This window comes from bacterium (assembly GCA_040757115.1).
In the GTDB taxonomy this organism is placed as follows: Bacteria; UBA9089; CG2-30-40-21; order CG2-30-40-21; family SBAY01; genus JBFLXS01.
The window spans coordinates 1-5,689 of the sequence record JBFLYA010000241.1 but is presented as its reverse complement, the minus strand read 5'-3'; the positions used below and the strand labels follow the sequence as shown (position 1 = coordinate 5,689).

Genomic DNA, 5,689 nt, shown 5'->3' with positions numbered 1-5,689 from the left:
TTTGCTCTTTGATTTTTGATATGATATTTGATATGTCATTTTGCATTTTAATATTTAATTTTTGATTTTGTATTACACAACTTGTTGTGTTTGAAGTGGTTTCGCACTAAGTCAGTACCATTCATTTATGCTCTCTGACCGCGCTAAACAGGTTCTAATTACCAATATGGAGGATTATAATGTCCACAGGACTTATAGGTAAAAAAATAAAGATGTCCCAGGTATTCAATGCTAATAGTGGAGATGTTATTCCAGTAACAGTGCTTGAAGTTGGGCCATGTATTATTGTCCAGAAAAAAACCAGAGATAAAGAAGGATATGATAGCCTACAATTAGGTTTTGGGGATGTAAAACAGAGTAAAATTAATAAACCCGTTGCTGGACACTTTGAAAATGCGGCAGTTAAAGTTAAACGGTATTTACGAGAATTTAGAATTACAGATATTGATAATTATCAGGTAGGTCAAGAGCTAAAAGTTGATATTTTTAAAGCAGGCGATTATGTTGATGTAACTGGAATATCCAAAGGAAAAGGATTTAGTGGTGTGATTAAACGCTATGGTTGGACAGGTGGAAAGAAGTCGCATGGGTCAATGTTTCATCGTGCACCAGGCTCTATTGGCCAGAGCTCTTTTCCTTCCAGAGTTTATAAAGGACACGGCCTTCCAGGACGAATGGGTGGAACTCAAGTAACGATGCAAAACCTTAAGATAATTAAGGTAAATGAAAAAGAAAATAGATTGTTAATTGAAGGTGCTATCCCTGGTCGCCGGGGAGGACTAATAACGATTAAAAAGGCAGTCAAAAAAGGAAATAAATAACAATGGATGTTAATTTATATAATATCAAAGGGGATATTTTAGAGCAAATCGAGCTTCCCAAAACTATATTTAATCAAGAGATAAGCAATGGTTGTATTTATGACTCGGTAAAGGCATACCTTGCTAATCAACGACTTGGAACTGCCTGTATTAAACATCGTGGTGAGGTAAGTGGAAGTGGGAAAAAGCCATGGCGACAAAAAGGCACCGGAAGAGCACGAGTCGGGAGTAGTCGAAACCCAATCTGGAAAGGTGGCGGCGTGGTTTTTGGCCCTAAACCACATAGCTTTAAAATTAAAATCCCGGATAAAATTAACCAGAAAGCACTTATTTCAGCATTAATTGATAAAGCCATAAATAATGAAATAGTCGTTGTGGATTCCTTAAAGGTAGAAGCACCAAAAACATCAATTATGGCAAAAATATTAAAAACCTTAAATTTGACAAAACCGTTGATTGTTTTAGACCAGCCAGATAAAAATCTCTATTTATCTGTCCGTAATTTAAAAGGCACTGAGATGATTTTAGCGTCAAATTTGAATCCATATAAAATACTGTTGCATGAAAAACTCCTGTTCACAAAAAGGGCATTATCTAAGTTAGAAGGTAACTATTCACCACGAAGGGTACGGAGAGCACGAAGTGAAATTTGATGAATTATCGAATAGAGTCATTGGATGCGCTATAGCGGTGCATCGAACTCTTGGGCCAGGTTTGCTTGACACCGTGAAGAGTGATAATTCACAATTCACAATTGACAATTCACCATTCACCATTATTAAGGAAATTTAGGGAAGAAATTGTGAATGGTGAATGGTTACGTTAGAAGATAGATTAAGGGTAACGGGTTAAATAGTTTAAAAGCGAGGTTCATCAATGATTAGTCCATATCAAATTATTAAAAGACCTATTATTACTGAAAAAGGAACTATCTTGAGAGAGAATAATAAATATCTCTTTGAGGTGGATATAAATGCTAATAAGATTGAGATTAAAAAAGCAGTGGAAAAGATATTCGGCGTAAAGGTAACGAAGGTCAATACCTTAATTCAATATGGTAAGCCAAAAAAGGTTAGATTTGCACTGGGTAGAAGAGCTGATTTTAAAAAGGCAATGGTAACTCTAAAAGAGGGAGAGCTTATATCTGCATTCGAAGCATAAAAGAGGGATAAAATTATGGCAATTAAACAATATAATCCTACTTCCCCTGGCAGACGAGGAATGAGTGTTGTAGGATTTGATGAGATTACAAAAAAAACACCCGAGAAGTCATTAGTTATATCTAAACCGCGTTCAGGTGGTCGCAATAATCAAGGCAGAATAACTGTTCGGTTTTGTGGTGGTGCCCATAAACGATTCTATAGAATAATTGACTTTAAACGGAATAAATTTGGGATTGAGGCAAAGGTGGCGGCAATTGAATATGACCCAAATCGCTCTGCTCATATTGCCTTACTTCATTATTTAGATGGAGAAAAAAGGTATATCCTTGCTCCAATGGGATTAAAGGTAGGTGAAACGGTATGTGCGGGTGAAGAAGTGGATATTAAACCAGGAAATGCACTTCCCTTGCGAGCAATACCCACAGGAACAACTATCCATAACATTGAATTAAGAAAAGGCAAAGGCGGACAAATAGTGCGGGGAGCAGGCTCTTCTGCCCAATTAAATGCTAAAGAAGGGAATTATGCACATATTACCCTTCCTTCGGGTGAAGTTCGATTAGTCCATGTGGATTGTATGGCAACTATCGGACAGGTAGGAAATGTAGAACATGAAAATATTAACCTGGGTAAAGCAGGGAAAACTCGCTTGCTGGGTAAAAGACCTCATAATCGCGGGGTCACGATGAATCCTGTTGACCACCCACTCGGCGGCGGGGAAGGAAAAACATCAGGTGGAAGACATCCGGTGAGTCCATGGGGGAAACCAACTAAAGGTTATCGGACAAGACAAAATAAAAGAACCCAGAAATTTATTGTTAAAAGGAGAAGCAAATAAATCTGATGGGACGCTCAATTAAAAAAGGACCTTATATTGATACTAAATTAATGGATAAGATTAAAAAGATGAATGAAGGAGGGGAAAAAAAGGTAATCAAAACTTGGGCAAGACGCTCAACTATTTCCCCAGAATTTGTCGGATATACATTAGCCATTCATAATGGCAAAAAATTTATCCCGGTCTATATCACGGAAAATATGGTTGGACATAAACTGGGAGAGTTTGCTCTGACCCGAACATTTAGAAGTCACGGCACTCATACGGAAAAATCACGAGCATTGAAATAAGGAAGTAAAGTAGACAGTGAAGAGTAACGAGTTTCACTCTGCACGGACTACTTTCAATGGAGATAATATCATGGAAGCAAAAGCAAAGGCTAAATATATTCGTATTTCACCAAGAAAGGCAAGGCAGGTAACTACCCTTATTCAGGGTAAACCAGTGGAACAGGCGACTAATATGCTTAAATTTACGACTAAAAAAGCCTGCCGCATAGTTCAAAAAATATTGCATTCAGCTATCGCTAATGCCAGACAAAAAGGAATAAATGTCCAGGTAGGTAATTTATATGTCAAAAATGCCTTTGTTGACCAGGGACCTACTTTAAAACGAATTCAACCACGCGCTATGGGTAGGGCTTATCGAATTTGTAAAAGAACAAGCCATATCACCATAGTCGTAGATGAATATTAAATCTCAGAAGTCAGAGGACAGTAACTTCTGAAATAAAAAAAAGGAGGTAATGTAAAATGACATTATGGGTTTATGTAGCGTTAATGGCTTTAGTCACACTTCTCACGGTCTATGAAACAATTGGTTATTATCGGGAGTATTCGAAGGGTAAAGAAAAGAAAGATATGATAAAGTTTATTTTAAAGGTAGTTGTATTGATTGCCCTGGTAATTTTATTGGTGCAATTAATAAATTGGGCGATAGTGCTACCTGAGTTTATGAAAGTATAAGAAAGGGAGAGTAAAATTTGGGACAAAAGGTTCATCCAATAGGTTTCAGGTTAAAGTATATCTATGATTGGGAATCACGCTGGTTTTCAAAAAAATCCTATAGAAATGATTTGATTGAAGACTTGAAAATTCGAAAGTTTATCAAAGAGAGATTGAAGAGAACTGGTGTGTCAAAAATCATTATTGAGCGATTTGGGCAGAAAATGAGAATTACCATTTATACTGCTCGACCGGGAATAGTCATTGGTCGCAGAGGACAGGATGTAGAAAAATTACGCCAGGAAATTCTAAAAATGACTAACCTCCAGATTCAAATTGATATTAATGAGATTAAAGAACCAGAATTAGAGGCTCAGGTGGTTGCAGAAAATATCGCTATCCAGATAGAAAAAAGAATCTCTTTTAGAAGGGCAATGAGACAGGCAGTTATAACGGCGCTGCGCCATGGGGCTAAAGGAATTAAAGTAACCTGTGGTGGTAGGCTTGGCGGTGCAGAAATAGCTCGAAGTGAGTGGTATCGGGAAGGACGAGTTCCACTTCATACCCTGAGAGCTGAAATCGATTATGCCACCGCAGAAGCAGTAACTACCTATGGCCGAATTGGGATAAAGGTGTGGATATTTAAAGGTGAGATTTTATCTGAGGAAGAGAGAGAAAAAGCAAGATTAATGGGATTAGGAGCGAAATTAATGGAGGAAGAAATCAATGTTGATGCCCAAACGAGTTAAATATCGAAAAACACATCGCGGTAGACGAAAGGGAATATCTACCGCCGGCGCTCAACTTAACTTTGGAGAATATGGCTTACAGGCATTAGAGTGTGGTTGGATAACCAATAGACAAATCGAAGCCGGCAGAATTGCTATCTCCAGACATATTAAAAGGGGTGGTAAATTGTGGATTAGAATATTCCCGGATAAATCTGTAACCAAAAAACCGGCTGAAACAAGAATGGGTAAAGGTAAAGGAGCACCTGAATATTGGGTTGCTGTTGTTAAACCTGGACGGATTCTTTATGAATTAGGCGGCGTAACAAAAGAATTAGCCCACGAAGCACTCCTTTTAACTGCTCATAAGTTACCGATAAAAACAAAATTCGTAACAAGAGAAGGAGAATAATAAGTGAAACTTAGAGATTTTAGAGACTTAAAAGAAATGGATTTAGATGAGTTAAAAAGCCAGAAAGAGAAATTTTTTGGTGAGGTGCTAAATTTACGAGCACATTCTGCTATGAAACATTTAGAAAATCCTTCAAAAATTCGGACATTAAGACGCTCAATCGCAAAAATAAATACACTCTTGAGAGAATACGAATTAGGTATAAGGGAGAAACATTAATGGAACAACAAAGAAAACCCAGAAAGGTTAAAGTTGGCACAGTAATTAGTAATAAAATGGACAAGACCGTTGTCGTCTCAGTTGTTAGTGCCGTTAAACATCCACTTTATAAAAAGGTTATAAAAAGAAGAAGTAAATTCTATGCCCATGACGAAAAAAATATCTGCCAGGTAGGTTCGCAAGTAAGTATTATGGAAACAAGACCTTTATCAAAACTTAAACACTGGCGAGTAGTTGAGGTTGTGAAATGAAAGTTAGAGAATCGAAATCTTAATTCCCTAATTTCTAATTTTCAATTTCAGCTAAATGAGCCATCTCAGAAATTCTGTATGGCTAAGGTATGATAATAACATAAGAATGATAAGGAGAAACGCTCATGCCCCTCCAGGGCACAAATGACGATGAAAATTGGGTGGTGTCTTAATCTAGCATAAAGATTAAAATAGTGTATAGGGTTCTGCAAAATAGGATTTGAGGGAGACAACAAATAAATATCAAATATCAAATATTAAATATCAAATATAAATATCAAAATGCAAAATTACAAATCAAATTTCAAAGAGG

The 5,689-nt window shown here is 37.0% G+C and carries 11 protein-coding genes; all 11 read left to right on the top strand.

What is annotated here, in order from left to right:
- Positions 1–179 precede the first annotated feature (179 nt).
- The 11 genes from rplC (at position 180) to rpsQ (ending at position 5,376) form a co-directional block, all read left to right on the top strand.
- On the top strand, positions 180–821 hold the full coding sequence (rplC, locus tag AB1422_15995) for a 50S ribosomal protein L3 (GenBank protein ID MEW6620811.1): 642 nt from the start codon (positions 180–182) through the stop codon (positions 819–821).
- A 2-nt stretch (positions 822–823) separates the two neighbouring features.
- Positions 824–1,474 (top strand): 50S ribosomal protein L4, encoded by a 651-nt coding sequence (rplD, locus tag AB1422_15990; GenBank protein MEW6620810.1) that lies wholly within the window; start codon positions 824–826, stop codon positions 1,472–1,474.
- A gap of 223 nt (positions 1,475–1,697) precedes the next feature.
- Complete coding sequence (locus tag AB1422_15985) at positions 1,698–1,982, top strand: 50S ribosomal protein L23 (GenBank protein MEW6620809.1); 285 nt, start codon at positions 1,698–1,700, stop codon at positions 1,980–1,982.
- A gap of 15 nt (positions 1,983–1,997) precedes the next feature.
- Positions 1,998–2,822 carry a 50S ribosomal protein L2 gene (gene rplB / locus AB1422_15980; GenBank protein ID MEW6620808.1) on the top strand — a complete coding sequence of 275 codons (825 nt, stop codon included), beginning with the start codon at positions 1,998–2,000 and terminating at the stop codon, positions 2,820–2,822.
- Between the two features lie 5 nt (positions 2,823–2,827).
- On the top strand, positions 2,828–3,112 hold the full coding sequence (gene rpsS / locus AB1422_15975; protein MEW6620807.1) for a 30S ribosomal protein S19: 285 nt from the start codon (positions 2,828–2,830) through the stop codon (positions 3,110–3,112).
- Positions 3,113–3,182: 70 nt separating this feature from the next.
- The gene (gene rplV / locus AB1422_15970; protein ID MEW6620806.1) at positions 3,183–3,518 is read left to right on the top strand and encodes a 50S ribosomal protein L22; all 336 of its coding nucleotides are present in this window, start codon (positions 3,183–3,185) and stop codon (positions 3,516–3,518) included.
- Between the two features lie 56 nt (positions 3,519–3,574).
- Complete coding sequence (locus tag AB1422_15965) at positions 3,575–3,787, top strand: hypothetical protein (GenBank protein ID MEW6620805.1); 213 nt, start codon at positions 3,575–3,577, stop codon at positions 3,785–3,787.
- 17 nt (positions 3,788–3,804) lie between these two features.
- On the top strand, positions 3,805–4,515 hold the full coding sequence (gene rpsC, locus AB1422_15960; GenBank protein ID MEW6620804.1) for a 30S ribosomal protein S3: 711 nt from the start codon (positions 3,805–3,807) through the stop codon (positions 4,513–4,515).
- Positions 4,493–4,906 (top strand): 50S ribosomal protein L16, encoded by a 414-nt coding sequence (gene rplP, locus AB1422_15955; GenBank protein MEW6620803.1) that lies wholly within the window; start codon positions 4,493–4,495, stop codon positions 4,904–4,906. Before rpsC ends, rplP begins: the two co-directional genes overlap by 23 nt.
- A gap of 3 nt (positions 4,907–4,909) precedes the next feature.
- On the top strand, positions 4,910–5,125 hold the full coding sequence (gene rpmC / locus AB1422_15950) for a 50S ribosomal protein L29 (GenBank protein ID MEW6620802.1): 216 nt from the start codon (positions 4,910–4,912) through the stop codon (positions 5,123–5,125).
- Positions 5,125–5,376, top strand: coding sequence for a 30S ribosomal protein S17 (gene rpsQ, locus AB1422_15945; protein ID MEW6620801.1), 252 nt, complete (start codon positions 5,125–5,127; stop codon positions 5,374–5,376). Before rpmC ends, rpsQ begins: the two co-directional genes overlap by 1 nt.
- The last annotated feature ends 313 nt before the right edge of the window (positions 5,377–5,689 follow it).